The following is a 26,657-nucleotide window of genomic DNA, read 5'->3' as shown; positions in this document are numbered from 1 at the left end:
GGCTGACGCCACGGGGGCCGAGGCGCCGCGTCAGCCCAGGGCGCGGTCGAGGTTGTAGGCCGCGCTGATCAGGGAGAGGTGTGTGAAGGCCTGGGGGAAGTTGCCCTGCTGCTCGCCGGTGGGGCCGATCTCCTCCGCGTACAGGCCGAGGTGGTTGGCGTAGGTGAGCATCTTCTCGAAGGCGAGGCGGGCCTCGTCGAGGCGGCCGGCCCGGGTGAGGGCCTCGACGTACCAGAACGAGCAGATGGAGAACGTGCCCTCGTCGCCGCGCAGCCCGTCGGGGCTGGCCTGGGGGTCGTAGCGGTAGACGAGCGAGTCGGAGACCAGGTCCCCGGTCAGCGCGTCGAGGGTGGACAGCCACTTGGGGTCGGTCGGCGCGATGAACTTCGCCAGCGGCATCATCAGGACGGCGGCGTCCAGGACGTCGCCGTCCTCGCACTGGACGAAGGCCTGCCGCCCGGCGGACCAGCCGCGGTCCATGATGCGGCGGTAGACGGCGTCCCGGCACTGCCGCCAGCGGGGCAGGTCGGCGGGCAGGCCGCGGCGGTTGGCCAGCCGCATGGCGCGTTCGACGGCCACCCAGCACATCAGGCGCGAGTACAGGAAGTTCTGCCGGCCGCCGCGGGTCTCCCACACCCCCTCGTCGGGCTGGTCCCAGTGCTCGCAGACCCATTCCACCAGCGCGGACACGTCGTCCCACTGGGCGCTGGAGATCGGCTGGGCCCACTTGTCGAAGAGGTAGATCGAGTCGATCAGGGCGCCGTAGATGTCGAGCTGGAGCTGGTCGGCGGCGGCGTTGCCGACCCGCACGGGAGCGGAGCCCCGGTGTCCCTCCAGGTGGCCGAGTTCGCGTTCGGGCAGCTCGGTGCGGCCGTCGATGCCGTACATGATCTGCAGCGGGCCGGTCGCCTTGCCGTCTCCGGGGCTGATGTGCCGGTTCACGAAGCGCATGAACGCCTCCGCCTCGCCGGCGAAGCCGAGGCGCAGCAGCGCGTAGACGGCGAACGCGGCGTCGCGCACCCAGACGTAGCGGTAGTCCCAGTTGCGCTCACCGCCGACCCGCTCGGGCAGGCTCGTGGTGGGCGCGGCGACGATGGCGCCGGTCGGGGCGTAGGTGAGCAGTTTCAGGGTGAGGGCGGAGCGGTGGACCATCTCCCGCCAGCGGCCGCGGTAGCGGGACTGGGCGAGCCAGCGGCGCCAGTAGGCGACCGTGGCGCAGAACTGGTCCTCGGCCTCGGCGTGGGCGCACCGCCGTGGGGCCACCTCGCCGCCGACCTGGTCCAGCGCGAAGACGGCCGACTCGCCCTCGGCGAGCTTGAAGTCCGCCCGCAGGTCCGTGCCGTCGCTCTCCAGGGGCACGGTGGACGTCAGGGCGAGGGACAGGGTCGCCGACTCGAACAGGGCCGTGCAGCCCTCCACGCGGACGGTGTGCGGGTCGGCGCCGTAGTTGAAGCGGGGAGCCACCACGGCCCGGAACGGCAGGGTGCCGCGCACGCACAGCACGCGCCGGATGAGCCGGTGCCGTTCGGTCTCGGCGGATCCCCGCCGGTCTCCGCTCACCGGCATGAAGTCCTGCACCTCGCCGACGCCGTCCTCGGTGAAGAAGCGGGTGATCAGCACGTTGGTGTCGGGGAAGTAGAACTGCTTGGTGCGCGCCGCGTCGGCCGCGGCGAGTTCGAAGCGTCCGCCGCGCTCGGCGTCCAGGATCGCGGCGAAGACGCTCGGGGCGTCGAAGGAGGGGCAGCAGTACCAGTCGATCGTGCCGTCGGTGCCTACGAGGGCGACAGTGCGCAGGTCGCCGATCAGGCCGTGGTCGGCGATCGGAACATAGCCGGGTGCGCCCGTGTCGGGCCCTCGGCTTCGGGTGTCGGCCATCGCGGCTGCCTCCTGTCCCCTCGCTGTCCCCTCACTGTCCCCCGCGCGGACCGGTGTCGTGGTTGTCGCGGTCCGTCCGGCTTTCGCCCAGCTTTCCTCCAGCTTAGGAGCGGCCTTCCGGATGCAGGGTGCCGTCCGACGGGCAATCGTGGGAGGAGGTCCCGCTCCCGCAGTACGAGGGCCGCATTCCGGACCCGGGCGGGGACCGGGCCGGACCCGAGGAGGCCACATGTCGACGTCACAACCCGATGCATCCCGCGAGCCCGGGGAGCGGTGCACCCCGGACGACCTCCTGCACGCCCGCACCGGCACCGACGTCTCGCCCGAGGACGTGGTGCTGGCCGCGGGCCGCGACATCACCCCGCGCAACCTGGAGTGGGCCAAGCGCAAGATCGAGACGGAGGGCCCGGCCGCCCTGGACAAGCTGCTGCCGTAGTCCTGAAGGCCGGAGCCGGAAGGGACCGGAGTTCTGCCGCTCCGGTCCCTTTCGCTCGTCCCTTTCGCCGGGGGGCGTCGCTCTGCGAGACTCCGGGGCGTGCCCGACTTCGACATGATCGTCATAGGATCCGGACCGGGCGGCCAGAAGGCCGCCATCGCCGCGGCCAAGCTGGGCCGCCGAGTGGCTGTCGTCGACAGCCCCGACATGGTCGGCGGGGTCTCGATCCACACCGGAACCATTCCCTCCAAGACCCTGCGCGAGGCGGTGCTCTACCTCACCGGGCTCAGCCAGCGCGATCTGTACGGTCAGAGTTACCGGCTGAAGGAGGACATAACCGTCGCCGACCTGACCGCGCGCACCCAGCACGTGGTCGGCCGCGAGGTCGACGTCATCCGCAGCCAGCTCTCCCGCAACCATGTGTCCCTGCTCGCCGGTACCGGCCGCTTCGTCGACGAGCGCACCGTCGCGCTGCGCGAAGTGACCGGCGAGGAGAAGCTGTTGACCGCCGAACACATCGTCATCGCGACCGGTACCCGGCCGGCCCGGCCGGACAGCGTGCAGTTCGACGGGCGCACCATCATGGACTCCGACAACGTGCTCACGCTGGAGCGGGTGCCGCAGTCGATGGTCATCGTCGGCGCGGGGGTGATCGGGATGGAGTACGCCTCCATGTTCGCCGCGCTCGGCAGCAGGGTGACCGTCGTCGAACGGCGCCCGGGCATGCTCGACATGTGCGACGTCGAGATCGTGGAGTCGCTCCGCTACCACCTGCGGGACCTCGCCGTCACCTTCCGCTTCGGGGAGACGGTGGCCGCGGTGGAGCGGCACGAGCATGGCACGCTCACCGTGCTGGAGAGCGGCAAGAAGATACCGGCCGACGCGGTGATGTACTCGGCGGGCCGGCAGGGCCTCACCGACGGACTCGACCTGGAGAAGGCCGGGTTGAGCGCCGACGCGCGGGGCCGGATCGCGGTCGACGAGCACTACCGTACGCAGGTGCCGCACATCTACGCGGTCGGCGACGTGATCGGCTTCCCCGCGCTCGCGGCGACCTCGATGGAACAGGGGCGGGCGGCGGCGTACCACGCCTGCGGTGAGCCGGTCGGCAGGATGCTCGACCTTCAGCCGATCGGCATCTACACCATCCCTGAGATCAGCTTCGTCGGGCGGACCGAGGATCAGCTCACCGAGGACCGGGTGCCGTTCGAGGTGGGTGTCTCCCGCTACCGCGAGCTGGCCCGCGGGCAGATCATCGGCGACTCGCACGGCTTGCTGAAGCTGCTGGTCTCGCCGGAGGACCGCACACTGCTCGGCGTGCACTGCTTCGGCGCGGGGGCGACCGAACTCATCCACATCGGGCAGACGGTGATGGGCTGCGGCGGCACCGTGGACTACCTGGTGGACGCGGTGTTCAACTACCCGACGCTCGCGGAGTCGTACAAGGTGGCCGCCCTGGACGCGACGAACAAGCTGCGGCAGATCGACCGGATCGGGGACTGACCCGGGGGCCGGGTCAGGGCTCGGCGCCGTCGTCCGGCAGCGTGTCGTCGTCGACGATGTGCACGGCGGCCTCCTCGGCGCCGGCGGCACCCGCGTCGACGCCCTTGTCGTCGGCGACCGCCTCCTTCGTGGTGCCGCCGTGGGCGCCCTCGTCCGGGGCGACGAGGCGCCCGGCTCGGTCCCCGCCCGCCTCGGGGTCCACCGGTTCGCCCTCGCCGCCGGGCAGGTCGCCCACGCCGTCGCTCTCCGGCCCGTCCTCTTCGGGCTGCTCCTGGGCCAGCCGCTGGTCGAGGCTCTCGCCGTCGTGCTGTTCGGCGGCCGTCGTGCCGTACTTGGTGACGCCCAGCGGCTTCTCGGGCGGCGAGTAGCCCTCGTCGAGGACGTCGTCGTAGGTCCGCTCCCCCACCGCGTTCTCCATGTCCGGCGGCGCGGCGTCCTGTTGTTCCTCGTTGTCCCCGGTCGGCTGGTAGGCGTCGTCTGCCATCGGATCGGCGCTCACGGGTTCCTCCCTGGCGGACTCTGTGCGTGCGGACTCTGTGCGTGCGGACTCTGTGCGTGCGGACTCTGTGCGTGTCGTGATCCGCGTTTCCCGCAGGGTCCGTCCCAATCACTCCGGCCGGCGGGAGGGAGAAGTCCCGCGTCCGTCAGGCGGACAGCAGTCCGCGGCCGAGCCAGTCGGAGGAGTCGCGGACGCCGGGCAGGACGAAGAAGTAGCCGCCGCCGGTCGGGGAGATGTAGTCGACGAGGGGCTCGTCGATCAGCCGCGTCTGCGTGGCCTCGAACTGGCGGACCACGTCCTGCTGGTAGCAGCAGAAGGCCAGGCCCATGTCGAGGTTGCCGACGTTGTCGACGCCGCGGTCGTAGTTGTAGCCGCGGCGCAGGATGCGGGAGGCGTCGGTGGCGGCGGTGCGCGGGTTGGCCATCCTGATGTGGGAGTCCAGCGGGATCGCGGTGCCCTTGGGGTCCTTGGCGTACTGGGGGACGTCGGTCTCCTTGGCGCCGTCCAGCGGGGCGCCGGTGTCCTTGCGGCGGCCGAACATCTTCTCCTGCTCGGTCAGCGACACCCTGTCCCAGAACTCCACCAGCATGCGGATGATCCGGATCACCTGGTAGCTGCCGCCGGCCGCCCAGGCGGGTTCGCCCTGCCCGTCGCCCACCCAGACCAGTCGGTTCATGTCGCGGGCGGAGGCGACGTCCGGGTTGGCGATGCCGTCCTTGAAGCCGAGCAGGTTGCGCGGTGCGCCGGTGGGGCGCGGACCGCTCTGGAAGCCGTCGACGCGCCACTTGATCTGGAGGGCGCCCCGGGTGTGCCGGGCGATGTCGCGCAGTGCGTGCAGCACCGTGTCCTGGCGGTCGGCGCAGATCTGCAGGGACAGGTCGCCGTGGCACTCCGCGGGGTTCAGGTGGTCGTTGGGGAAGGTCCGCATGGCGGTGAGCCGGCGCGGTATCGCCCTGGCCAGTCCGTAGCGGTCGTCGAAGAGGGAGGCTCCGACGCCGGCGGTGACGGTGAGGGAGTCGGCGGGGACCTCCGGGCCGAGGATGCCGCTGTCGGAGGGCGGGGCGCCGACGCCCAGGTCGGTGGGGGTGCCGCCGGCGGTGAGGAAGCGGGCCCGCTCGGTGATGGTCCGGAGCAGTCCGGCGAGTTCCTCGCGGTTCTCGGCGATGACGTCGAAGGAGACGAAGGCGGCGGCCGCGGGGGCGGGCGTGAGGACGCCTGCCTGGTGGACGCCGTGGAAGGGGACCGCCGTTCCGCCGGTGCCGTCGGCGGCGTGCGCCTGGCCGGTGCCGTTCCGGACGAGGGTGAGGCCGCCGCCGGCCAGGACCGCTCCGGCGGCACCGGCGCCCAGGGCCGTCCTGACGAAGGCGCGGCGTCCGTGGCCGGCGGGGCAGCCGCCCTGGGATGCGGACGTTTCGGCGGACGGCATGGAGGGGGTCCCTTCGGTGCGTACGGTGTCTGGCTTGTCGGTTCCGGGGGTGTCGGTCCCGGGCATCGCGGTTTCGGGCAGCGCGGCTGCCGCCGGCGGCCTGGGTGGCCCTGGCGTCCCGGCGGGCGGTGCGGTCATCAGGCGGACTTCCGGATCTCCAGCAGGTCCGGTACGGGGGCGAGGTCCTCCAGGAGCTGTCCGGTGGCCCCGTCGAGACGGGCCCGGGTGAGCGCGTCGAGCCGGTTCACGGGCGTCCAGGCGTTCCCGTGGTGAGCCGCGTCGAGCAGCCCCCGCAGCCGGGCGGTGCCGGCGTCGACGGCGGGCAGCAGGTGCGGGGCACGGGAGGTGAGCAGCGGCTCGAGCACGGTGAGCAGCTCCTGGGTGCCGGCGAGGTTGGCGTCGGCGGTGGCCAGCTCGGTGCCGCTGCCCTGGTCGGCCTGGCCGGTCAGTTCGAACTGGAGCGTGTTCTCCAGGATCTCGTGGGCGCGCAGCGGCAGGTCGCCCGGGTCGAACGCCTGCGTGGGGAAGGCCTTGAGCAGACCGGCGGCGTCGGCGGCGAGCTGCTGGGCGGGGGCCTCCAGCCGGTCCGCGCTCTGGCCGTGCCACAGGCCGTACTCGATGCGGTGGAAACCGGTGAAGCCCCTGTCGTCCACTCCGCCGGGCAGCCCGTCGGGCCGGCCGTTGATCTTCCTGTCGAAGTCCTCGAAGGTGCCGTAGGCGGCGCCGAGGGAGGAGTAGGTGCGGTGGGCGGTCAGCCAGTCGGTGCGGGCCGCCGTGAGGTCGCCGCCCTGGATGTCGGCGTTGAGCCGGCCGGTCTGGGCGACGAGCGTGGCCAGGCCCCGTTCGACGTACCGCTGGTACTCCTCGAGCGGGGTGGCGAGGTCCTGTTCGGACACCGGGACGACCGCCGTGGCGCCCGCCCCGCCGCCGACCCGTACGGCCCTGGAGGTGACGGCCGTGCCGCCAGTGGGCACGCAGCGCCAGGCGTAGCTGCCGCCCGCGACGGTGGCGACCAGGTCGCGGGTGGTGCCGGGGGCCAGGCCCTCGATCTCGCCGTAGACCGCGTTGGTGGCCGGGTCGATCAGATACACCTCGGACGTCTTGGAGCCGGTGTTCCGCATCTGGAACGTCTGCCGTCCCGGCCTGGGCGCGGTGAAGCCCTTGCCGCACTCGGTCTCCGAGACGGCGACGGTCCGGGCTCCGGCGGGCTTGGGCCGTCCGAGGGCTACCACGAGCCCGGCGACGACCGCGGGCACCGCGACGACGGCCACGGGCACGACCCAGGCGGGACGCGTCCGGCTGGACGCCCTGGTACGGGAGGCGGCGGGCGTGCCGGCTTCGGACGTCGTCGCGCGGGGCGGTGCGGCGGGTGCCGGTTTCGTGGTGCGTACGCCGCGGACGAACAGGGTCATCACCACGGCGAGGTAGCCGGCGTAGCCGATGACCTGGAGCCAGGTCATCGTCGGGGTGAGGTTGAGGACGCCCTGTACGAGGGTGCTGTACCAGGCGCCCGCGTCGACGGAGCCGCCGAGGTCGACGGCGTACGCCGCCTTGCCCGGGAGTGCTCCGCCCTCCTGGAGGTCACGCAGGCCGTAGCCGAGGACGCCGGCCGCGATCACGATCAGTACGGCGCCGGTGGCGGTGAAGAACTTGGTGAGGTTGATCTTCAGCACCCGCCGGTACAGGCCCCAGCACAGGCCGGCCGCCAGGACGAGGCCGATCCCGGCGCCCGTCAGCGGTCCCACGGACTCGCCGGCCGCGCGGGCGGTGGTCCACAGGAACAGGGCCGTCTCCAGGCCCTCACGGCCCACCGCGAGGAACGAGGTGAGGATCAGCACGCCCGCGCCCATGCCGAGCGCGCCGGTCACCTTCTCCTTGATCTCACCGGAGAGACTGCGGGCCGAGCGGCGCATCCAGAACACCATGGCGGTGACGAACGCGACGGCCACGACGCTGAGGGCGCCGCCGAACGCCTCCTGCGCGGTCGCGGACAGCGAGGCCGCCGTGAAGGTGAGCACCGCGCCGAAGCTCATCGCGAGCGCGATGGCCGCGAGGACACCGGTCCACACCTGCGGCAGCCTGGACTTGGCTCCGGCCCTGACCAGGGTGGCGACCAGGATGGAGACGATCAGTCCGCCTTCGAGTCCCTCTCGCAGTCCGATCAGGAAACTCGGAAACGCGTCGTCCCACATGCCGTACGGTCCTCCCTGGCACACCGCCCCGGCCGCTCCGGGGCCGGGTTAGTGAAGGCATGCCTAACTTGGTGATCCATCATGACCGCAGGCGTGTGGTCGACTGGTCATGAGGCGGCAATAGCGCGGTAAAGCTCGATGTGTACACGGGAGTCCTCGGTCACAGCGGCTCGCACTTCACCCGTTCGAGCGATCACAGGAACGCCCCGGGAGCCTTTATCGTCTACAGTGACGTAGACGGTCTACAGATTTGTAGTCGCCCGACCCGTGCCCTCTGCCGCGCACCCGCCGGGCCGCAAAGCACGAAGAACGCCGCGAAGCACGAAGAACAACGAAGAACAACGAAGAACTAGGAGGCGCGCGGATGATCCTCGCCCTGTCGGGCTCGTCCATCGACGGCTCCCTGTACTCGTACGTGGTGGAGCTGGCCCGCCGCTCCCCCGCATGGTGGAACGACATGGTGACGGCGTGGTCGGCCTACGGCCTGGCCGTGTTCGCCGTGCTGATGGCGGCGGCCTGGTGGCGCTCACGCCGGGTGGGTGCCCGGGCGGCGGTCGCGGCCCTGGCGGTGCCGCTCGTCGTGGTCCTCGCCTATGGCGTCAACTCGCTGGTGAAGCTGCTCGTGCACGAGATACGCCCGTGCCGCACGCTGCACGTGGTCACCCTGGAGTCCTGTCCGGCCCGCACCGACTGGTCCTTTCCCAGCAATCACGCGGCGATCGCCGCCGCGGCCGCGGTGGCGCTGCTCGTGATCTCGCGCCGGCTCGGCGCGGTCGCCTGCGTGGGCGCCGTCGCGATGGCCGCCTCCCGGGTCTGGGTCGGCGCCCACTATCCGCACGACGTGGCGGCCGGGCTCCTGACCGGCGCCCTTGTGGCCTACGTGGTGATGAAGGCGCTGCTGCGACGGCCTGAGACACTCGCCCGGCGCCTGGCCGCGACCCGGCTGCGGCCGCTGCTGGTGGCATGAGGCCCCGGGAGACCGCCGGCCTCGCGGGCAGCGTGGGGCTCGGCGCCTGGGCCGCGTTCACCGTGCTCGGCCTGGTCGTCGCCGGCCGCGGCAGTCCCCTGTCCCTGGACAGCACGCTGCTCTCCTGGTCCCTTGGGCACCGCCCGGCGGTGGCGGTGGCGGTCGCCCGCGGGCTCACCGCCACCGGGACCGGTGCCGTCCCGTACCTGCTCGTCGCCCTGGCCGGCCTCGCCGTCGGCCGCACGGTCCGGCAGCGTACGGCGGCGGCCGCTCTCGGACTCGGCTGCCTGCTGGCGGGGCAGGCCGTGCGGTACGGCGTGATGGAGCTGGTGGCCCGGCCGCGTCCACCGCGGCAGGACTGGGCGGCCCACGCCTCGGGCTGGTCGTTCCCGTCCGGGCACACCACCACTTCGGCGCTGACCGCCGGGCTGGTGATCCTGGCGGTGACCGTACGCGCCCCGCACGGCCGTACGGCGGGCTGCCTCGTCGTCGGCTGCTGGGGAGCACTGGTGGGGCTGACGCGGGTGTACCTCGGGGTCCACTGGTTCACCGACGTGATCGGCGGCTGGCTGTTCGCCGCGGGCTGGCTCGGGCTGTGCCTGGGAGCGGCGGCCCGGTGGCTGCCCGCCGGCCTCGTGTCCGGCCTGACGGGGAGAGCCGAAGAACCGGCGGCGGAGCACGCGGGCCGGGGCCCGGGGGATGGAGGACGATCGCACCCGGCGTGACATCCGGCCTCAGAGACCGCTGCTCTCGCGCGCCCGAGGGGCGACGTACAGGCGCAGGTCGCCGTAGCGATGGGAGGGCCAGGTGCGGGCGTACGCCGGTGGGGTGCCGTCGGCCGTGGTGAGGGCGGCGACCGGCAGGCGCCGGGCGGCCTGTTCGATGGCCGCGGGCGTGCTGTTGGTGTTGGGGCCCGAGGTCGAGGCGGAGCCGCAGCCGGTGTAGAAGGCGATCGGTATGGCCTCCTCACCGGCAAGCAGACAGGGCGGGCGCACCCCGAGGCCGTGCAGCGTGGCGGCGGTGCCGGACCAGACACGGCGGTCGGCCGTGGTGCGGTGGACCGTGTGGGCGAGGACTGCGTACTGCACGGCCAGGTGCCCGGCGAGGCCGAGGGCGACCAGGGACACGGCGAGGCGTCGCCATCCGCCGTTCGGCGCCCTGACGAGGTGGACGAGTGCGTCGGCGGCCGGGAGCGCGAGCAGGACGTAGGCGGGCAGCAGGAAGCGGGGGGCCGCGTATCCGATCAGGAACAGGTAGGGGAAGGCGGCCGTGGCGGCGCAGGCCAGCGCAATCAGCGTGGGCGGGGTCCGCCGGGCGCGTACGGCAAGGACGAGGCCCAGCAGGGCGAGCAGCGGCAGGACGTACCACCAGGCGGTGACGGCCGGGTTGGGCTGCGCTCCGGTGCACGGCCGGCACAGCGCGCGCCCGCCCAGGCTGCGCAGTTGGTCGGCCACCGCGAAGTGCCAGCCCAGGCCGCCCTGTATGGCGGAGCCGTCGGAGAGCCGTTGCAACAGGCCGCCGTAGCCGACGAACGCCTCGATCACCCATTCGGCGGACCCGGCGGCCAGTCCGGCGAGCAGCGCGGCGATCGGCTTCCCGTGCCGCTCCAGCAGCGCGAGCACGAGCAGGGGCAGGACCGCCCAGACGGCGTCCATGGGACGCATCAGCGCCATGAGGGCGGCGCCGCCCGCCAGGCCCCACAGTGCGGCGTGGTCCCGCGGGTCGGTCCGGGCGCGCGGGAAGCAGCCCGCGCAGGCGAGGGCGCCGATGGCGACCCAGTAGTTGGGCATGGCCTGCGGACCGTAGAACAGCGTCACCCACAGGGAGGCGAACAGGGCGCCGGCCAGGGCCAGGACGCCGGAGCCGAACATGTGCCGCCACACGCGCAACGCCAAGTACAGGGCGAGCCCGGAGAGTACCGCGAGGTAGACGCGCAGCAGCACGGTGGAGGACGACCAGGAGGCGACCGGCGCGACGAGCAGCGAGACGCCGCGGGCGCGCGGGGCACTGAAGTAGGCGGCCGGGGCGTGGGCGCTGACCTGGCTGACGTAGATGGACTCGTCCCAGCCGAGGCCCATGGCGGTTCGGACCAGGAGGAGTTGGGCGAGGGTGAAGGCGGCGGCCACGGCGGCCACGAGGGTGTCGCCGCGGGCCCGGCGGACGCGGACCGGGCCGGGTCTCGTTCCGGCGCGCCGCGTCCCGGCGGGTATGGCGTGCGTACTGTCGGCCATCTCCATCCCTCACCCCCGTACCGCGGGGTTTCGGACTCCCCGCGTTCCGCGCCGCGGCGCGGAACCAGGTAAGCAGGAACCAGGTGGGACGTCAGAGAAAAACAAGTAGGACAACGGAAGAACGGGAGAACGGGAGAACGGGGTCGACATCAGCGAAACAGCCATGGCATCGGGGGAATCAGGGACAAACTAACCCGCGCCGCGCCCACGTGCTGTGCGGGACGCCGCCGGACGCCTGAACCCCCTACGCGCTGTAAGGTTGAGGGCATGGCTGGAAGAGGGCCTCACGGCAGGGTGGAACGGCGCAGTCCGGGCGAGTTGGAGAGCGAGGTCCTCGCGGCTCTGTGGTCCACGGACCACCCGCTCACCCCGGCCGAGATCCAGCTGGAGATCGGCGGAGGCCTGGCCTACAACACCGTGCACACCATCCTCAAGCGCCTGTACGACAAGGGCCTTGTGCTGCGCGAGGTGGACGGGCGGCGGGGTGCCTACCGGCCGGCCAAGAACGCGGCCGAGCTGACCGCCCAGGCGATGCACGACGCCCTGGACCGGGGCCCCGATCCGATCGCCGCCCTCCAGCAGTTCGTGACCGGGCTGAGCCCCGAGGAGGAGCGGGCCCTGCGTGAGTTGCTCACCGGGGGAGCCGCGTGACGGTCGACGTCTACATCCCCCTGGCGCTGTCCGTGCTGCTCGCCGCGATCAGCCCCGCTGTCGGCCGGCGGGTGGCTCCGGCCCAGGCAGCGCGCGTGCTGACCGCGGCAGCCGCGGTGTCGGCCGCCGCCACCGTCTGGTCCCTGGTCCTGCTGGCCGCCACCCTCCTCGACGACGCCCCGCCGTTCGTCGCCGGGGCCCGGGCGGCCGGCCACCCGGTCCCGGAGCCGGTGCCCGAGGCGATCGGGATCGCCGCCTGCCCGGCCCTCGTGCTGATCGCCCACCGGCTGTGGCGGGCCGTCCGCGCCGAGTACACCACGCGCCGCGCTCTGCGGCGGCTGTGCGAGGGGCAGCCCGGGGACACCGAACTCGTCGTCGCCGCCTCGCCCGTGCCGCGGGCGTTCGCCATTCCCGGCTCACCGGGCCGGATTCTGGTCACCGCGGCGATGCTCCGCGCGCTGGAACCCGTCGAGCGCCGGGTTCTGCTCGCCCACGAGCGCGCCCATCTGGCGCACCGGCACGCGCTGCTGGTGACCGCGGCCACGCTGGCCTTCGCGGCCAACCCGCTGCTCGGGCCGGTGCGCGACGAGGTGGCCTTCCTCGTCGAGCGCTGGGCGGACGAGCGGGCCGCCGCGGCGGTCGGCGACCGCACCACCACCGCCCGCGCGCTCGCCCGCGCGGCACTCACGGCCGGGCGGGCGGAGCCCTCGTGCGGGCTGGGCTTCACCGACCGCGCCGTCACCCGGCGTATCGCGGCCCTCCAGTCCGCCCCGCCGCCGCACCTGCGTTCCGTCGCGGCGGCCGTTCTCGCCCTCGGCGCACTGACCGCCCTGGGCGCCGCCGACGCCACGGGCGACCTGCTGCGCCTGCTGGCGCACATCGTGCCGTAGCCCGACGGCGTTCCCCGGGCCGACGGTTTCCGCAGACCGACGGGATCGTGGGCCCGCAGCGACCGTACGGCGGGCGGCGCACGCGTCAGCCGGGGGCGTTGGGCTTGCGGTGCGGGGGCTGTTCCGGGGCCGGCAGGTGCTTCGGCGGCGGCAGCGGGCGGGCCGTGGCGGCGCCCGGTCGGAGCGTGACCGGAGTGCCGTGGTGACGGATCGTCATGGTCGGCCCGTCGAGCAGCGAGTACGTGGCGCTCTGCTGGGTGACCTCCACGCGCAGCCGGCGGCCGCGGAACTGGACGGAGAAGGCGAGGCGGCTGAACTTCTCCGGCAGCCGCGGCGAGAACCACAGTTCCTCACCTTCCCTGCGGGTGCCGCCGAACCCGGCCACCAGCGCCAGCCAGGTACCGGCCAGGGAGGCGATGTGCAGCCCGTCGCGGGTGTTGTGCTCCAGGTCCTCCAGGTCCATGAGGGCGGCCTCGGCCGCGTAGTCGTAGGCCAGGCGCAGATGGCCCGCCCGCGCGGCGATGACTGCCTGCACACAGGCCGACAGTGAGGAGTCCCGAACGGTCAGCGGCTCGTAGTAGGCGAAGTTGCGCGCGAGGTGCTCCTCGTCGAACTCGCTACCGCAGGTGTACATCGCGAGGACCAGGTCGGCCTGCTTGATCACCTGCTTGCGGTACAGGTCGAAGTAGGGGAAGTGCAGCAGCAGCGGGTACTGGTCGGCGCGGGTGCCGGCGAAGTCCCAGCGCTGGTAGCGGGTGAACCCGGCGTGCTGCTCGTGCACGCCCAGTTCGGCGTTGTACGGGATGTTCATCGCCTCGGCCGCGTCCCGCCAGGTGGCGCTCTCCTCGTCGTCGGCGCCGAGCAGCTCGGCCTCCTTCGGATGGCGTTCGACGACGTCGGCCGCGGCCAGCAGGTTCGCCCGGGCCATCAGGTTGGTGTACGTGTTGTCGTCGGCGATCGCGCTGTACTCGTCGGGGCCGGTGACGCCGTCGATGTGGAAGGTGCCGTGGTGGTCGTGGTGGCCCAGCGAGCGCCACAGCCGGGCCGTCTCCACCAGCAGTTCGAGTCCGGTGTCGCGTTCGAAGTCCTCGTCGCCCGTCGACGCGACGTAGCGCACCACGGCGTGCGCGATGGCGGCGTTCACGTGGAAGGCGGCGGTGCCGGCGGGCCAGTACGCCGACCCCTCCTGGCCGTCGATGGTCCGCCAGGGGAACGCGGCGCCGCGCAGGCCCAGTTGGGCCGCGCGCTCCCGGGCGGCGGGCAGGGTGTTCTGGCGCCAGCGCAGCGCCTCGGTCACCGCGTCGGGCGAGGAGTAGGTGAGCACGGGGAGCACGAACATCTCGGTGTCCCAGAAGGCGTGCCCGTCGTAGCCGGAGCCGGTCAGCCCCTTGGCCGCGATCGCCCGTTCCTCGGCGCGGGCGCCGGCCTGGAGGACGTGGAAGAGGGCGAAGCGGACGGCCTGCTGGATCTCCTCGTCGCCGTCCACCTCGACGTCGGCGCGGGACCAGAAGTCGTCGAGGTACGCCCGCTGTTCCTCGACCAGGCCGTTCCAGCCGCCGTGCGCGGCGGCCGCCAGGGCCGCGTCGACCTGGTCGCTCATCGCCGGCAGGGAGCGGGCGCCGGACCAGCCGTGCGCGACGAACTTCTCCACCCGCAGCCGCTCTCCCGGCTGGAGGACGGAGGTGACCGTGAGCCGGGCCAGGTGGGGATGGCTCTCGCTGTCGGCCGTGGTGTGCTCGGGCCCGGAGACGACGTGGTCGGCGGCCACGGCCACCCGCAGGCCGCTGTGCCGGGTGCAGTGGACCAGCCGCAGCCGCTTGCCGGAGGCGAAGTCGTCCTCCGGCTCCAGCGGGGACTCCAGGGCCATCGCCGCCCGCGGGTCGCCGTTGGACTGCGGCATCTGCTCGTTGGCCACCAGCTCCGACTGGATGACCACGCGGGCCTGGGAGCCGACGGGCTCCACCTCGTAGGCGACCGCGGCGATCGACCGCTGGGTGAGGGAGACCAGCCGGGTGGAGCGCACCCGGATCGTCGTACCGGCCGGGGAGATCCACTCGCAGGTCCGCTCCATCACCCCGCGGCGCAGGTCGACGGTGCGCTCGTGCGAGACCAGCCGGCCGTAGCGCAGGTCGAACGGCTCGTCGTCGACGAGCAGCCGCAGCACCTTGCCGTTGGTGATGTTGATGAGCGTCTGGCCCGACTCGGGGTAGCCGTAGCCGGCCTCCGCGTACGGCAGCGGATGCACCTCGTACACACCGTTGAGGTAGGAGCCGGGCAGTCCGTGCGGTTCGCCCTCGTCGAGGTTGCCGCGCCAGCCGACGTGCCCGTTGGACAGCGCGAAGACGGACTCGCTCTGGGCGAGGACGTCGAGGCTGAGTTCCGTCTCGCGCACGGTCCACGGCTCGACGGCGTACGAACGGTGGGTGATCACGCGGTTCCTCCTCCCACGCCGAGAAGTTCGGCGAGGTCCTTGACGACCACGTCGGCGCCGTGCGCGTACAGCGCGTCGCGCTGGCCCACGCGGTCGACGCCGACGACGTATCCGAAGCGGCCCGAGCGGCCCGCCTCCATGCCGGCCAGAGCGTCCTCGAAGACGGCGGCCCGCCCGGCGTCGACACCCAGGGCGCGGGCGGCGGCCAGGAAGGTGTCGGGGTGGGGCTTGCCGGGCAGGCCGCGTTCGCGGGCGACCACTCCGTCGACACGGACGTCGAAGAGGCGTTCGGCGTCGATGGAGTGCAGGACGTCCCGGGTGTTGGCGCTGGAGGACACGATCGCGGTCCGCAGGCCCTTGGCCCGGACGGCCCCGATGTAGCGCAGGGTGCCCTCGTACGCCTCCACACCCTCTGTACGAATCTTCTCCAGCAAGAGTTCGTTCTTGCGGTTGCCAATCCCGTTGACCGTCGGGGCGTCCGGCGGGTCGTCGGGCTCGCCCTCGGGCAGTTCGATGCCGCGCGAGGCGAGGAAGGTGCGCACCCCGTCGGCGCGCGGGCGGCCGTCGACGTACTCGTCGTAGTCGGCGACCGGGTCGAAGGGCCGGAAACCGGCGCCGTCCCGCTCGCGCAGGAAGGCGTCGAACGTCTCCTTCCAGGCGGCCGCGTGCACCACGGCCGTCTTGGTGACCACCCCGTCGAGGTCGAAGAGGCAGACGGTGATGTCTTCGGGCAGACCGAGCTCTGTCATAAAGGCACCTTTCCCCGCATCGCGGCTTCGAGAGGGTGTCGAGTGCCACATCCGGCCCATGTTGTGCCCATCCGTTCCCGCCGACCGAGTGACACACTGTGCCGTGTGCCGCTGACCTTCGACGACCTCCTGGCCCGCGCCCGGGCCCTGCCCCGTGCCGGACACCGAACGGTCCTCGGGGTCGCGGGCAGCCCCGGCGCCGGCAAGTCGACCCTGGCCGAGCACGTGGTGCGGGCGCTGAACGCGGACGGGGAGCCCTGGGTGGCGCACGTGCCCATGGACGGCTTCCACCTCGCCGACGCCGAACTCGACCGGCTCGGCCGCCGCGACCGCAAGGGCGCGCCGGACACCTTCGACGCGGCGGGGTACGCGGCGCTGCTGAGGCGGCTGCGCGAGGAGACGGACGAGACGGTGTACGCGCCCGGCTTCGACCGCGTCCTGGAGCAGCCCGTCGCGGGCACCGTCCCGGTGCCGCCGTCGGCCCGGCTGGTGGTGACGGAGGGCAACTACCTGCTGCTGGACACCGGTTTGTGGGCGCGGGTGCGGCCCCGCCTGGACGAGGTGTGGTTCTGCGAACTCGACGAGCCGGAGCGCGTACGCCGCCTGGTCGCCCGGCACGAGGAGTTCGGCAAGTCGCACCGGGAGGCGGTGGCCTGGGTCCTGGGCACCGACCAGCGCAACGCCGACCTGGTCGCGGCGACCCGGTCCCGCGCCGACCTGATCGTGCCGCCGTCGGCCCTGCCGCCCGGCAGGCGGGTGGCCTGAGCCCGGCCGGTCCCGGCCGCCGACGAGTTCCGGGCGGGTCGCCCGACCGACCCGGTCCCGGACGTCCGGCGAATCCGCTCCCGGTCACCCGACGAAGCGGCGGCCGTGCCGCGTTGGACTATGTTGGGCCTCTGTGGGAGACAAAGGAAGCGCGCCGGTGTCATCACCGCAGCAGGCGCGCGCGCAGGCGTCCGCGATCACCTCGGGAAAGACGGCGCCCCGGGCGGAGGCCGCCCCCGCGTCCCAGCTCAGGACGATCTTCGACGGACCCCATCTGTCTCCCGGGCAGCGCCGCATCGCGCAGTACCTGATCGAGAACATCACCGAGGCCGCGTTCCTGTCGATCACGGAGCTGGCCGACCGGGTCGGCGTCAGCCAGCCGTCGGTGACGCGGTTCGCCGCGGCGGTCGGCTTCAGCGGCTACCCCGCGTTGCGCGAGAGGCTCCAGTCCTTCGCGCTGCGGAGGCTGGCGGGCGGGCCGGGCGCGGCCGAGCAGGACCGGAGCAACGAACTCCAGGCGGCCGTCGACGCGGAGATCGAGAACCTGGAGAACCTGCGCCGCGACTTCGCCGACCCCCGTCTCGTGATCGACACAGGCCGCGCGCTGTCGCTCTCGACCCCGCTGACCGTCCTCGGCCTGCGCATCTCGGCGTCGCTCGCCGAGTACTTCGCCTACGCGGCGCGGCGCATCCATCCGGACGTGCGGCTGGTGACCCGCGGCGGCAGCGTCGCCTACGACACGCTGCTGCAGGCCCGGGAGGCCGGCGGCACCTGGGTGCTGGCCTTCTCCATGCCCCGGCACGCCCACGAGACCCTGGCCGCCGTCCGGGTGGCCCGCGACGCCGGGCTCAAGGTGGCCGTGATCACCGACCTGGCGCTCGGACCGGTGGCCGACGAGGCCGACGTCACCTTCGCCACCGGGACCGGGTCCCGGCTGGTCTTCGACACCTACGCCGCGCCCGGAGTGATGTGCGCGGCGCTGCTCCAGGCCATGACCGACGCCGATCCGGAACGGACCCAGGCCCGGCTGGAGGCGTACGAGCAGATCGCCGACCAGCACGACTTCTTCCTCCGGGACTGACCGGTGGAACATGAATGTTTACATACTCCTTGCCAAGCGGGCGGCATATATAAATACTGCTCACGGATCACGGCCCGGCCCAACCCCGGTACGTGCGCCACCCTGCACGGGCCCCGAGCCGCCGTCTCCCACCGGCGTCGGCACATGGGGTGCCGGGTCGGGCATCGCCTGCGCGAGCGCCCGCGGCGGCCCCGGCCCTCCCCTAGGCCGGGGCCGCTCACCTCGTTGTCCCACCCCGTCGTCGTCCCACCCCTGCACGACGCCGCACACCGGAAGCGATGCCATGACCCAGACGACCACGCGCCTCGGCCCGGACTGGCCCCGCCAGGTCAAGACCCCCGGCAGCCACGACTGGGAACGCTCCGCGGCCAAGTGGCTCCGCGAACTGGTCCCGGCGCGCTACGGCAGCTACCCGGCGCTGATCCGCCACCCCGTCCTGCTCGCCCGGCATGCGCAGATACAGGTCCAGCAGGAGGTCCGGGTGGCCCGCACCGCCCTGCAGACCGCGCGCGCCGAGCTGCCCCGGCTCGGTGTGCCCGAAGCGGTCATCGAGCACACGATCAAGCTGTACGCCGCCGAACTGCTGCAACTCCAGCACATCGCGCGCGGCGTCCGCGTGGTCACGGAGGCACTCGCGGAGCGCGCGGGACACCGGTGAGACGTCCCGGCCGTGCTCGCCCGGCGCCGGATCCCCCGTGAATACGGGCCGGCAATCCGGTGATCGGACCGGCCGGTATGTGCGATGCTCGACGCGTGACCAGCGAACCCGCCGTCCCCGCGGAGTCCGGCACCGCCCCCGACATGGCGGCGCTGGCCAAGATGGTGGCAAGGCAGCGGGCCGAGCTCGACCGGCTCCAGGACCAGGAGGCGGCCTCGGCCGTGCTGGAGCGGGCCAAGGGGGCGCTGATGGCGCTGACCGGCTGCGGGGCGGAGGCCGCGTACGAGGAACTGCTGGCACGCTCCAAGACCGCGGACCACACGCTCATGGAGGAGTGCTGGATCACCCTCGGCGCCCTGGAGTCCCGACCGGACCCGTCCGACGCCGAGCCGGCAGCACCCGCACCCGAGGACCCCGCGCCCGCCGCCGCCCGGCCGGGCCCCGCCGAGACCGGGGCGGATGTTCCGTGCGGGGACGGCGGCTCGGGGGTCCTCGCGGTGTTCGGCAGGGCTCTGGTCCGCGTCGGCACCTCACGGGATCTCGCCCAGTGTCTGCTGGAGCACGTCGCCGTGCCCGTGGGCGCCGCCGCCGTGGTGATCTACCGGAGGCTGCCCTCCGGAGGGCTGGAGCTGACCGGCCACGCCGGCGTCGACGACGCGTTCGCCGACCTGTGGCGGCACGTGCCGCCGGTCAGCGGCGTGGCCGCCCGGCACGCCCTGGAGACCCGCGAGGAACTGTGGCTGGAGGACCTCGCCGAGGACAGCAAGCGGTACGTGCCGATCGGGGGTCCGGCCGGCCCGTGGCGCACCCGTGCCTGGCTGCCCGTGCTCCAGGGGGACACGGCGGACGCCGTCATCGGTGTGCTGCGCGACCGCGAGGGCCCCTTCCCCCCGGACGTCCGGGAGCTGCTGCGCGGAATGACCCGGCTGTGCGCGAGCCGGCTGCGTGCCTTCGTCACCCGGCCGGAGCCCGCCGTGGCGGGTGCCGGGGACGGTACCGACGCCGTGGTCCGTGCCCTGTTCGACGCGCTGCCCGGCGCCACGCTGCTGCTCACCCCGCTGCGGTCGCCGTCGGGCGAGGTCGAGGACTACCGCATCGACGCCGCGACGGCGCAGACCGTCGACGTGGCCGGCCGGGGCGGACGCGAACTGGTCGGCCGCCGGGTCCTGGAGTGCTGGCCGGCCGTCGCCCGGGAGCCGCTGTGGCAGGGCTGGCTGGACGCGCTGAGCGGCGGGGAGTCCTTCGAGGGCGAGCCGTTCGCGCGGCAGGAGCTGGGGCCGGGCGGCCAGGAACTGTCGATGTACTCGGTGCGGGCCGCCCGGCTGGGCGAGGGCCTGGTGGTCACCTGGCTGCGGCACGAGTCCTCCGACCGCCAGGAGCAGCGCCTCGCGGACATCCAGCGGCTGGGCCGCCTCGGCTGGGCCACCTGGAACCTGGTCACCCAGGAGGCGGTCTGGTCGTACCAGGTCTACGAGTTGTGCGGCCGCGACCCCGGGGACGGCCCGGTCCGCCTGGCCGAACTGCCGGAGCTCGCCCTGCCAGAGGACGAACCCGCACTCGCCCGGGTGGTGCGCGAACTGCTCGGTGAGGGCAAGCCGTTCGACGTGCCGTTCCGGATCAGAACGGCGGCCGGGGTACGGCACCTGCGGGTCGTCGCCGAGGCCGTACCGGACGCCGAGGGCACCCCGGTCCAGGTGCACGGCTTCGTGCAGGACCTCACCGCGCAGCGCAGCGCCGAACTCGCCCTGGTGGAGAGCGAGCGGGCGATCCTGGCGCAGCACGGGATCCTCCAGGCCGAGCGGACGCTGGCAGGCCGGCTCCAGCACGCGCTGCTGCCGCTTCCCCGGCGGCCCGTGCGGCTGGCCGGACTCCGGGTCGACGTGGCCTATCTGCCGGCGCAGTCGGGGATCCACGTCGGTGGTGACTGGTTCAGCGCGATCGAACTTCCGGGCGGTGACGCGCTGTTCGTGATCGGCGACGTCGCCGGGCACGGCATCGACGCGGTGGCCACCATGGCCCAGCTCCGTTTCACGGCCAAGGGCATGATCCTCACCGGTTCGGCGCTGACGGACGCGCTCCTCGGGCTGAACACCCTGCTGCTGCACTCCCGCGACACGCGTCGCACGGCCACCATGGTGCTGGCCCGGTACAAGCCGGCCGAGCGCCGTCTGCTGTGGGCCCAGGCGGGCCACCCGCCGCCGCTGCTGCTGCGCCGGGGCGAGCCGCGCTTCCTGGACCGTCCGCACGGTGTTCTGCTCGGCGCGACCGGAACCCCGGTGTTCGAGGAGGCTGAGTGCCGGCTGGAGCCGGGCGACCGGTTGCTGCTGTACACCGACGGCCTGGTCGAGCGGCCCGGCGAGGGCATCCAGGAGGGCCTGGAGCGACTCGCCGGGGCGGCCGCGGCTGGGCGTGGCGACCCGGCCGGTGCGCTGGGGTCGCTGCTGGCCTCGATGCTGGAGAGGGAACGCCGCGACGACGTCTGCGTCCTCGACCTCCGGGTGCCCGCGCAGCCGGCGTAGGCCCCGCCCGCCGCGCGGTCGTCGTGTTCATCCGCCGTCGGCCGTCGTGCGGGACTCCAGGGCGCGGCGGGTGTCGTCGCCGTAGACGCCGGTCTCGTCGCCCCTGATGCCGTACCAGAGCTGGAAGCGGGCGACGGCCTCCTTCAGTTCGCCGTCGTAGCGGCCGTTGATGGAGCCGTCACGGTAGACGTCCGGGATGCGCAGGAGGCGTTCTTGCAGTGCGGTGACGTCCGCGCCGCTGTCGCCCTCACGCAGGGTGCCGGGGCCGTCCGGATCGATTGACGAGGCCGCGGTGGGGGCTGTGGCCCGGGCGGGCGGGTCTGCGGCGGTCACGGACGACTGCGGCGGGGCCGCCGTGCCGGCGGCCCCGCCCCGGGCGGGCAGCAGAAGGGCGCAGCCGAAACCGAGCAGCGCGGCCGCGACGACGGCGACCGCGACGGCGGCCCAGCGCAGTGAACGCCCCGCTCCGGCCGGCTCCGGGAGCGGCACATGGCGGGACGCGGGCCTCCCGGCCGGCGTGGCCGGGAGTTCCTCGGTCGCCGCGTCCTCGGCGGGTCCGTCGGTGGCGCTCCGCTGGTACTCCCTGAACTCCCGCATGAGGTCGGCGAGGGCGTCGGTCCGTCTGGGCCGGATGACGCGTACCGGCTCCAGGGGCTCCCCGCCGTGCGGCTGTCCGTGTCCGGGCGGTGTCGACACACTGCACTCCTCACGCTCTGCGTCCGGGCCCCATCCCGGGGAGTGATACGCGGCCGCCGCCCGGCCGGTTCAGCGCCGCCCGCGTCGCGGCGGGCGGCGGCTCATCCGCGGCTCATCCGGTGGCGGCGAGAAAGCGGTGCAGGGACGACTTCATCGCGGCGACGAAGGCCTCCCGGCGTGTGTCGTCGACGGCGTCCAGGGACAAGTAGGGGTTGAGGTCCTCCAGTTCGACCAGCAGCAGTTCGCCGCTCGGGGCGCGGCAGGCGTCGACCCGCTGGATGCCGTGGGCGAGGGTGTTCCATGCGACGAAGTCCTCGGCGAACTCCAGGTCCTCGCGGGAGGGTTCGTAGGGGCGCAGCTCCCAGCGCCGCTCCGGGTCCGGGGCGTACAGGGCGTACTGGAAGTCGTGGTCGACGAAGTAGAACGAGACCTCGTAGGCGAACTCGATGCGCGGCTGGACGAGGACGCTGCCGTCTGCGAGGGCGGGCAGTTCCCCGGCGGGGACGGTGCGCAGGCCTATGGAGTCGGCGCCCAGCTTGGGCTTGACCACGTAGCGGTCGGCCGCGGGGAGCCGGTGCAGGTCCTCGGGGCGGTCGACGGTGGGGATGACCGGGCGGCCGGCGGCGCTGAGGTCGAGGAGGTACTGCTTGCCGGCCATGTCCGCGCGGCCGGTGAGCGGGTTGTAGACCGGTGTCTTCCGGTCCAGTGCCCGGGCCCGGAAGCCGTCGTACGCCGCCTGGTACTCCAGGACGGGTCCGCTGTTGCGGACGACGACGGCGTCGAAGGCGTCCATCAGCGCGGCGGCGTCCCGGGGGTTGCACAGGGCCAGGTCGAAGTCCTCGCGCAGGCGGGAGGTGAGCCGGATGTCCTCGTCGCAGTAGCGGCGTCCACGGGCCGGGTACGCCAGGTCGGTGACGTAGAGCAGACGGGAGCGAACGGGCGGCATGGGCGTCTCCTGGAGCGCGGTGTCCGGTAGGCCGGACGAGGAGCGGGCGAGGGTGAGGAAAGGTTACTGCGGGGACCGCCCGATGCCCCCTGTTGCACTCGGTTCCCTCGTCAGGCTGCACCGAGTGCCATCGGTGCCCGCCCGGGTGCTACGTTCCCGTCCATGAGCTCCAGCACTGCCGCGTCCCGCCGCGGTGAGAAGGCGCGGTCGGCGGCCGGGCGGCCGCCCATGCGGGAGGCCCTCGTGGCGGCGGCGTTCCGGCTGTTCCTGGAGCGCGGCTACGAACAGACCACCGTCGACGACATCGTGGCGCTCGCCGGGGTCGGACGGCGGTCCTTCTTCCGCTACTTCCCCTCCAAGGAGGACGTGGTCTTCCCCGACCACGAGCGGTATCTGGCCGACATGACGGCGTTCCTCGCCGCCGGCGGCGACGAGGACGAGCCCGTGCGGCGGGCCTGCGACGCGGCCCGGCTGGTCCTGCGGATGTACACGGAGAACCCGGCGTTCTCCGTCCAGCGCTACCGGATCACCAAGCGCGTACCGGGGCTGCGGGCCTACGAGTTGTCGGTGGTGTGGCGCTACGAGCGCGCGCTGGCCGGATATCTGCGGGCCCGGTTCGCGGGGCGGCGCGACGGGACCCTGCGGGCGGACGTGATCGCGGCGGCCGTGGTGGCGGCGCACAACAACGCCCTGCGCACGTGGCTGCGTTCGGACGGCCTCGGCGACGCGGGCGCCGCGGTGGACCACGCGCTGAACCATGTGCAGACCGCCTTCCGCGACCCGGCCGCCCCTCGCGCCGAGCGGGCGCCCGGGGCGGCGCGGGACGACGTGGTCGTCGTGGTCGCACGGCGCGGAGCGCCCCTGTGGCAGGTGGTGCGGGAGGTCGAGACGGCGCTCGCGGAGGGCCGTCCGCCCGGGAGTTGAGGGCAATCGAGGGTACGCAGTGCATTTACGAGTGACACCCAGTGCCATACTCTGTGGCCGTGCACGGTGGCGCGACCCACCGCGCACGTGCGTGCCCGGGTACGCCGCGCACGCGGGATTCCGGCCCAGCGCAGGGAGTTGACCAGCGTGTACTACCTCTCAGGAAACACCGTTCCCCGGGCGGCCGGCACCACGACCGGCCTTCTCGCGCCCACGGCCCGCGACACGCAGGCCCTGTACTTCCAGCGCTGCACGTGGTGCGGCACGGCCGTGTACCACCGGCTGCTGTGCCCCGTCTGCCGGGGCAGCGACCTGCGCACCGAGCGCAGCGCGGGGACGGGCACGGTCCGCCACTCCACGGTGGTGAACCGCAACTCCCCCGCCGCGCGCAATGTTTCGCTGGTCGAGATGAGCGAGGGCTTCGTCGTACGGGGCCGGGTCATGGGGCCGCCCATCGGCATCCACGGCGGGGATCGCGTACGGCTGTCCATGGCGAAGGACCCGGTACGCGGCGAGCCGGTGTTCCAGCTGGTCGACGAGCCCTACGGCGCCTGGAACTGACGGACGGCACCTGGAAGTGACCGACGGCGTCCGGCGCTGATGGAAGGTACCTGGAGGCGGCCGGCGGTCAGCCGCCCGCGACCTCCGAGCGATCCCGCTCCCGCGCACCGTCGGCGGCGAGGACCGGCCGGTCGTGTTCCCCGGCTTTGAGCGCGACGGCGGCGAGCGTCAGCACGGCGCATCCGGCGTAGACGCAGCCGGGCCAGGCGAGAAGCGCCGGATAGGCGCCGGGGTGGACCTCGTGGTCCTCGGCGCCGATCAGGGCGGGCACCACGCGGGCGACGGTGACCACGGCCCACAACCCGAGCGTGACCCGGCTGAGCGGGCGGCCGCTGAGGGGGCCGTGGGCCAGCCAGATCATGGCCGGCAGGCACCAGATCCAGTGGTGGCTCCACGAGACGGGGCTCACCAGCAGCCCGTACAGCTCCACGGCGACCAGCACGCCGAGCAGGTCGTGCCGCCGCAGGCCCGCGCGCAGGGACCGGACCAGCGCCACGGTCACCAGGGCGAGCACGGCCCAGAGGACCATGGTGGCGGTGGCGTCCTGACCGAGCAGTCGGGCGACGGCCCCGCGCAGTGACTGGTTGCGCACCGACCAGACGGGGCCGACCCTGCCGGTGTCCGTGACGAGCGTGGACCAGTAGCGTGCGGACTCGCGCGGGGCGATGCCCCAGGCGAGCGCGGTCGCCAGGGCCGCGGTCGCGACCGCCCACGCGGCGGCCCGCCACTGCCGGGTCGCCAGCAGGTACAGACCGCCGACGGCCGGGGTCAGCTTCACCGCCGCCGCCAGGCCCACCCCCGCTCCCCTGCCCGGCGCGGCGCGCGGCACGGCAAGGCCCCACAGGACCACGGCACCCAGCAGCAGGTTGACCTGGCCCTGGTCGAGGGTGTGGCGCACGGGTTCCAGCCACAGCCCGGCGGCGGCCCAGAGCAGCGCCTGCCGCCGGCCCCGGACGCCCGGGCGCGGGCCCAGCAGCCGCACCGCGCACACGGCGACGACGACCAGGGCCGCCACGGACAGCGTCTGCCAGAGCGCGACCAGTGCCGCCCACGGAAGCCGCGACAACGGCAGGAACACCAGCGCGGCGAAGGGCGGGTAGGTGAACGGCAACCGCGGGATGGGCGGGGTGGTGAGCAGCGCGTAGTCGTACAGACCGCCGGAGAGCACGTGCGGCGCGGCCTCGCGGTAGACGCGCAGGTCCAGCGGATGCGTCGGGTGGGTGACGACGGCGACGACGTGCACCGCCACGGAGGCGGCCAGACACCAGCCGGCATGGCCGGTGAGCCACCGTCCGATCCCCGGGCACCTGACCCGGCCCCCCTGGCTCCTGGCCCAGATCCCCTTCACCGCACCAGCCCCGTCGTCTCGCAGCGCCTCGCACACCTGAGCCATTCGTCCGGTTCGACCCGGCATGACCCGAACGGCAGACGTTAGTGCAGTGGGTACCGCGAACGGCGGCTGCCACGCGGCCGGAGGGCGACGCGGATTCCGGCGGTTCCCCCCGGTTGCGGATCCGTTGACCCCTCGCGTGGCCGGCAGCCCCTGGGACGGGGGTGAGGGTGGGAGACTCGGGCTGTGTTCCGGGACGACGAGGACGGGGGCGGGCGGATGGCGCGGGACGGGGTACTGGAGGTCGCCTGTGACGAGTCGGGGTCGGACGGCGAGAACCTCATCGACGGCAACACCGACGTCTTCGCGCACGCCAGTGTGCTGCTCCCGGTGGAGTCCGCCGCCGGGTGCGTGCAGGAGATACGGCACCGGATCCGCTCGCCCGCGGAGGAGTACAAGGCCAACCACCTGCTGCGGGAGAAGCACCGGGCGGTGCTGGAGTGGGTGCTCTCCCCCGCCGGACCGATGTACGGGCACGCCCGCGTCGACCTCACCGAGAAGGCGTTCTTCGTGGTGGACCGGGCCCTTGACGTGCTGCTCGGGGACGCGGCCGGGGCGGACGCCCTGTACAGGGCGGGGCGCGAGGCCCTCGGCGCGGACGGCTGGCGGCGGTTCCTGCGGGCGGCCAACCGGCTGCTGCGGGCCAGGAGCGACGCGGATCCCGCGGACCCGGTGGACGCCTTCTTCACCGACGTCCAGGAGCTGCGGCGGGCGGCGGCGTGGGAGGCTTCCGAACCGGCCGCGGCGGTCCTGGAACGGCTGGCGGGCAGCCGTGAGCGCGCCGAGGCCTACCGGGCCCGGGTCGCCGCGGGCCCGCCCCTGATCCCCGTGCTCAACCCGCTGCTGCCCGCGATCGTGCGGACGGCCGCGCTGTGGAGCGCGTCGGGCATCGCCGTGCGGCTCGTGCACGACCGGCAGAACATGCTCACCCCCGACCGTGTCGACTGGCTCCTGCGGACGGCCCGGCAGCAGGGGGTGGCCCTGGACGGCGTGGAACTCGTCCACTCACGGAGCGACCCTCGGGTGCAGCTCGCCGACTTCCTCGCCGGCGTCGCCCGCAAGCTCGCCTCCGACGAGCTGAACGGGTACGGCGACCCGGTGCTCACCGCGCTGCTGCGCCCCTACGTCGGTGCGGCCTCCGTCTGGGGGGACGCCCCGAGCTGGGCCCGCGTCCATCCGCTCCCGGACGGCCCCGGCCCCGAGCCGCGGGCCGGCTCGGGGGCGCGGCTGCCCTGTTGAGCGGGCCCGCCCGAGGAAGATCACCCGG

Annotated in this window: 23 protein-coding genes; 13 read left to right on the top strand and 10 right to left on the bottom strand. The window is 73.4% G+C overall.

All coding sequences use genetic code 11. The features are described 5' to 3' along the window. Positions 1–30 precede the first annotated feature (30 nt). The gene (locus tag CG719_RS27795; protein ID WP_100571436.1) at positions 31–1,875 is read right to left on the bottom strand and encodes a glycoside hydrolase family 15 protein; all 1,845 of its coding nucleotides are present in this window, start codon (positions 1,873–1,875) and stop codon (positions 31–33) included. A gap of 229 nt (positions 1,876–2,104) precedes the next feature. Between CG719_RS27795 and CG719_RS27790 the strand changes: the two genes are divergently transcribed. After that, positions 2,105–2,311: a hypothetical protein gene (locus tag CG719_RS27790; RefSeq protein WP_100571435.1), complete on the top strand. Its 207-nt coding sequence runs from the start codon at positions 2,105–2,107 to the stop codon at positions 2,309–2,311. A gap of 99 nt (positions 2,312–2,410) precedes the next feature. Further along, entirely contained in the window at positions 2,411–3,814 is a 1,404-nt protein-coding gene (gene sthA / locus CG719_RS27785) for a Si-specific NAD(P)(+) transhydrogenase (protein ID WP_100571434.1), read from the top strand. 13 nt (positions 3,815–3,827) lie between these two features. Here sthA and CG719_RS27780 read toward each other — a convergent pair whose 3' ends face one another. From CG719_RS27780 to efeU, 3 genes are all read right to left on the bottom strand, one after another. Beyond that, on the bottom strand, positions 3,828–4,313 hold the full coding sequence (locus CG719_RS27780) for a DUF5709 domain-containing protein (RefSeq protein ID WP_100571433.1): 486 nt from the start codon (positions 4,311–4,313) through the stop codon (positions 3,828–3,830). Between the two features lie 145 nt (positions 4,314–4,458). After that, positions 4,459–5,739: an iron uptake transporter deferrochelatase/peroxidase subunit gene (gene efeB, locus CG719_RS27775; protein ID WP_100571478.1), complete on the bottom strand. Its 1,281-nt coding sequence runs from the start codon at positions 5,737–5,739 to the stop codon at positions 4,459–4,461. A 137-nt stretch (positions 5,740–5,876) separates the two neighbouring features. Further along, a complete protein-coding gene (gene efeU / locus CG719_RS27770) occupies positions 5,877–7,931 on the bottom strand; it encodes an iron uptake transporter permease EfeU (RefSeq protein ID WP_100571432.1) in 2,055 nt (684 codons plus the stop codon). A 364-nt stretch (positions 7,932–8,295) separates the two neighbouring features. Here efeU and CG719_RS27765 point away from each other — a divergent pair, with 364 nt between their 5' ends. Both CG719_RS27765 and CG719_RS27760 read left to right on the top strand, forming a co-directional pair. Continuing rightward, positions 8,296–8,898 carry a phosphatase PAP2 family protein gene (locus CG719_RS27765; protein ID WP_100571431.1) on the top strand — a complete coding sequence of 201 codons (603 nt, stop codon included), beginning with the start codon at positions 8,296–8,298 and terminating at the stop codon, positions 8,896–8,898. Further along, positions 8,895–9,623 (top strand): phosphatase PAP2 family protein, encoded by a 729-nt coding sequence (locus CG719_RS27760; RefSeq protein WP_100571430.1) that lies wholly within the window; start codon positions 8,895–8,897, stop codon positions 9,621–9,623. Before CG719_RS27765 ends, CG719_RS27760 begins: the two co-directional genes overlap by 4 nt. Positions 9,624–9,632: 9 nt before the next feature. Here the strand turns inward: CG719_RS27760 and CG719_RS27755 are convergent, their stop codons facing one another. Continuing rightward, positions 9,633–11,129 carry a hypothetical protein gene (locus tag CG719_RS27755; protein ID WP_100571477.1) on the bottom strand — a complete coding sequence of 499 codons (1,497 nt, stop codon included), beginning with the start codon at positions 11,127–11,129 and terminating at the stop codon, positions 9,633–9,635. A gap of 267 nt (positions 11,130–11,396) precedes the next feature. Between CG719_RS27755 and CG719_RS27750 the strand changes: the two genes are divergently transcribed. Continuing rightward, positions 11,397–11,780, top strand: a complete 384-nt coding sequence (locus CG719_RS27750; protein ID WP_100571429.1) for a BlaI/MecI/CopY family transcriptional regulator — start codon at positions 11,397–11,399, stop codon at positions 11,778–11,780. Next, positions 11,777–12,670: a M56 family metallopeptidase gene (locus tag CG719_RS27745; protein WP_100571428.1), complete on the top strand. Its 894-nt coding sequence runs from the start codon at positions 11,777–11,779 to the stop codon at positions 12,668–12,670. The genes CG719_RS27750 and CG719_RS27745 overlap by 4 nt, the downstream gene beginning before the upstream one ends. Before the next feature lie 85 nt (positions 12,671–12,755). Here the strand turns inward: CG719_RS27745 and CG719_RS27740 are convergent, their stop codons facing one another. Both CG719_RS27740 and CG719_RS27735 read right to left on the bottom strand, forming a co-directional pair. Beyond that, complete coding sequence (locus CG719_RS27740) at positions 12,756–15,101, bottom strand: glycoside hydrolase family 65 protein (protein ID WP_100571427.1); 2,346 nt, start codon at positions 15,099–15,101, stop codon at positions 12,756–12,758. Then, on the bottom strand, positions 15,098–15,850 hold the full coding sequence (locus tag CG719_RS27735) for a beta-phosphoglucomutase family hydrolase (protein WP_100571426.1): 753 nt from the start codon (positions 15,848–15,850) through the stop codon (positions 15,098–15,100). Before CG719_RS27735 ends, CG719_RS27740 begins: the two co-directional genes overlap by 4 nt. Positions 15,851–15,955: 105 nt before the next feature. On the opposite strand from CG719_RS27735, the gene CG719_RS27730 reads away from it, so the two are divergent. From CG719_RS27730 to CG719_RS27715, 4 genes are all read left to right on the top strand, one after another. Beyond that, positions 15,956–16,615: a nucleoside/nucleotide kinase family protein gene (locus tag CG719_RS27730; RefSeq protein ID WP_100571425.1), complete on the top strand. Its 660-nt coding sequence runs from the start codon at positions 15,956–15,958 to the stop codon at positions 16,613–16,615. A gap of 157 nt (positions 16,616–16,772) precedes the next feature. Next, positions 16,773–17,696 (top strand): MurR/RpiR family transcriptional regulator, encoded by a 924-nt coding sequence (locus CG719_RS27725; RefSeq protein WP_199836802.1) that lies wholly within the window; start codon positions 16,773–16,775, stop codon positions 17,694–17,696. Positions 17,697–17,979: 283 nt separating this feature from the next. Then, positions 17,980–18,354, top strand: coding sequence for a hypothetical protein (locus CG719_RS27720; protein WP_100571423.1), 375 nt, complete (start codon positions 17,980–17,982; stop codon positions 18,352–18,354). A gap of 143 nt (positions 18,355–18,497) precedes the next feature. Then, the gene (locus CG719_RS27715) at positions 18,498–20,873 is read left to right on the top strand and encodes a SpoIIE family protein phosphatase (protein ID WP_100571476.1); all 2,376 of its coding nucleotides are present in this window, start codon (positions 18,498–18,500) and stop codon (positions 20,871–20,873) included. Between the two features lie 27 nt (positions 20,874–20,900). Here CG719_RS27715 and CG719_RS27710 read toward each other — a convergent pair whose 3' ends face one another. Next, on the bottom strand, positions 20,901–21,569 hold the full coding sequence (locus CG719_RS27710; RefSeq protein WP_199836801.1) for a peptidoglycan-binding domain-containing protein: 669 nt from the start codon (positions 21,567–21,569) through the stop codon (positions 20,901–20,903). A gap of 112 nt (positions 21,570–21,681) precedes the next feature. Then, on the bottom strand, positions 21,682–22,515 hold the full coding sequence (locus CG719_RS27705; protein WP_100571422.1) for a hypothetical protein: 834 nt from the start codon (positions 22,513–22,515) through the stop codon (positions 21,682–21,684). 162 nt (positions 22,516–22,677) lie between these two features. Between CG719_RS27705 and CG719_RS27700 the strand changes: the two genes are divergently transcribed. Together CG719_RS27700 and CG719_RS27695 are read left to right on the top strand one after the other, a co-directional pair. Continuing rightward, positions 22,678–23,439 (top strand): TetR family transcriptional regulator, encoded by a 762-nt coding sequence (locus CG719_RS27700; protein WP_100571421.1) that lies wholly within the window; start codon positions 22,678–22,680, stop codon positions 23,437–23,439. 147 nt (positions 23,440–23,586) lie between these two features. Then, on the top strand, positions 23,587–24,000 hold the full coding sequence (locus CG719_RS27695; RefSeq protein WP_100571420.1) for a Zn-ribbon domain-containing OB-fold protein: 414 nt from the start codon (positions 23,587–23,589) through the stop codon (positions 23,998–24,000). Positions 24,001–24,067: 67 nt separating this feature from the next. Here the strand turns inward: CG719_RS27695 and CG719_RS27690 are convergent, their stop codons facing one another. Beyond that, positions 24,068–25,249, bottom strand: a complete 1,182-nt coding sequence (locus CG719_RS27690; RefSeq protein WP_234375788.1) for a glycosyltransferase 87 family protein — start codon at positions 25,247–25,249, stop codon at positions 24,068–24,070. A 360-nt stretch (positions 25,250–25,609) separates the two neighbouring features. On the opposite strand from CG719_RS27690, the gene CG719_RS27685 reads away from it, so the two are divergent. Next, complete coding sequence (locus CG719_RS27685; protein ID WP_100571474.1) at positions 25,610–26,629, top strand: DUF3800 domain-containing protein; 1,020 nt, start codon at positions 25,610–25,612, stop codon at positions 26,627–26,629. Positions 26,630–26,657: the final 28 nt, after the last annotated feature.

It is taken from the genome of Streptomyces sp. CB01373 (assembly GCF_002803075.1).
In the GTDB taxonomy this organism is placed as follows: Bacteria; Actinomycetota; Actinomycetes; order Streptomycetales; family Streptomycetaceae; genus Streptomyces.
Note: the sequence above shows the minus strand (reverse complement) of the source record. Positions and strands in the feature narration are given on the sequence as shown.